Source organism: Phocaeicola faecium, assembly GCF_014837055.1.
In the GTDB taxonomy this organism is placed as follows: domain Bacteria; phylum Bacteroidota; class Bacteroidia; order Bacteroidales; family Bacteroidaceae; genus Phocaeicola; species Phocaeicola gallinarum.
Map to the genome: position 1 here is coordinate 1 of NZ_JACSPQ010000048.1, position 2,069 is coordinate 2,069.

The window sequence follows — 2,069 nt, forward strand, 5'->3', positions numbered from 1 at the left end:
CATGATCAGGCCGGAGGCGGTGAAGAACCTGACCGGTATGCCCCGCCTGCAGGCGAGGGTGCCGGTGGCGATGGCGAGGTGGGTCTTGCCGCATCCCACGTCGCCGTAGAGCACGAGGTCCTCGGCGTGGTCGATGAACTCGAGGGAGACGAGCTGTTCGCGTCCCCAGTCGGTGGGGAACGCGGCCATGCTCCAGTCGTACCCGTCAAGTTCTTTGGATTGGGGGAAGCCGGCCTGTCTGAGCAGCCGGTTCCGTTTGGATTCGGCGCGGCTGGCGTTCTCGGCGGTGAACAGGGCCGCGAGGAAGCCGAGCTGGCCGGGGGTGGCGTTCTCGACGGCCCGTCTGAGCACGCTTCGGGTCAATGGCAGGTTGCGGGAGAGTTCCATGACCTGTTCGGCGGTGGCCTTCCGTGCCGTGCGGTCCGTTCGCTTCGCGGGATCAGTCGTCATCTCTTTCCTCCATGTAGGTGTTGTATCGGCTCAGATCGGGGCCGGGTGCGGTGTCCTCGCCGCCCTGCCTGATCCGTCTGGCGGTCTGGTCGATCGAGGCGCGGTCGAGCCGGCGTCCGGCATCGATGATCGCGGACACGGCCTTGGCGGCGGCCGCGAACCCGCTGGTCGAGGACACATGCCTGATGTCGTCGACCAGGTCTGCGCGCGCCCGTCCATCCATTCGGTCGAGCAGGTCGCGCACGTTTTCGGGGAAATCGCCCCGGATCGGGCTCTCGCCCCACATCCGGGGCTTGCGCGCGATGATCGCCAGCAGCGTCGTCGGTTCCATGACGGTGCGTGGCTCGTGGCCCCATACGCGTTCCAGCGTCACGATGTATTCCCCGTCGGGGCCTCGCATCTCGATGTCCAGGGCCCTGACACCGGCCCGGAGGCGCATGGAACGCCATCTCGGACCGGCGAGGTACCGGTTGCCATCGATCAGGGCCGTGCCGGTGCGGTCCGTCTTCACGCTCCGCCAGTCGCATGCGTCGAACGGCGTGCCCGGCAACGGGAGCATGTGATCCAGGTCGGTCTCGAACAAATCCCTGATCGGCACGGCCTGGCGGTAGTGCTCCCGGCGGGCGATGGCGTCGCACTCGTCCAGCCAGGCGCGGCTCAGCGCGTCCCACCCCTCGGCCGCCGGTTCGGGCACCATCAGGTTGCGGCGCACGAACCCGACCGCGTTCTCGACGCTGCCCTTCTCGTGGCCCGCATACGGGTTGCAGAACCTGGTCTCGAACCCGTAATGCGCGCTGAACAGGGAGAACAGGCGGGTCTGCGTGACCGTGCCGTCCGCGTTGCAATGGCCGACGCCGGTGGCGTTGTCGAACACCAGCACCCTGGGCGCCATGCCCATGTGTCCGAAGACCTGCAGCAGACCATGGCACACGCACTCCGTGGTCTCCCCGGGCAGCGCGGCCACGTACCGCATATTCGAGTACGGGAACGAGACCGCCAAATAATGCACAGTCCGTTCCACGCCCGCGACCACGGCCTTTGCCAGACCGTAATCCACCTGCGCCGTGCCGGGGGCCCATTCCAGTTCCGCGTACCCGTCGGACTCGCGGCGATGCGCCTCCCGCCACTTCTTGACCCATCGCTGCACCGAGGAGTACTCGCCGGGAAACCCGAGCACGGCCACCAGCCGCTCGTGCACTCGGCGCGCGGTATGCCGCTGCTTGCGCGGCATCCGCAGGTCCGAGGTCAGCCACTCGTCCGCAGCGCGCGCGTACTCACCCGTCACCAGGGAACGGCTCCCGACCGCCCCCTCCCGCGGCGAGGGCGAATAATCCCTCGACACGTACTTGATTACCGTCGTACGCGAAACACCAAGCTCCCTGGCTATCCGCGTGTGATTCAATCCCTGTCCTTCCAGCTGCCTGATACGCTGTTGGATACGCACCGGTGTCGTCATTCCTTTCCTCCCGAGAAACCGAACGAATGGTTGATCAGCACTCGGGAATCTATCAGGAAACCAACGGCACCGGCGCCCTCGCACCGCACCGCACCGGCACCATACCGCCTGCACCGTCCAGAATGAACGCCGCCACTGTTCAGAACAAGTGCCGACACCGTAC

General features: G+C 66.6%; 2 protein-coding genes. Both read right to left on the reverse strand.

Going from position 1 to position 2,069, the window contains the following annotated elements; all coding sequences use genetic code 11:
* The coding region (locus tag H9626_RS15795; RefSeq protein WP_225231022.1) for an ATP-binding protein at nt 1–450 on the reverse strand (450 nt) is incomplete at its 3' end.
* On the reverse strand, nt 440–1,906 hold the full coding sequence (gene istA / locus H9626_RS15800; protein WP_191710832.1) for an IS21 family transposase: 1,467 nt from the start codon (nt 1,904–1,906) through the stop codon (nt 440–442). The genes istA and H9626_RS15795, both read right to left, overlap by 11 nt.
* Between the last annotated feature and the right edge of the window lie 163 nt (nt 1,907–2,069).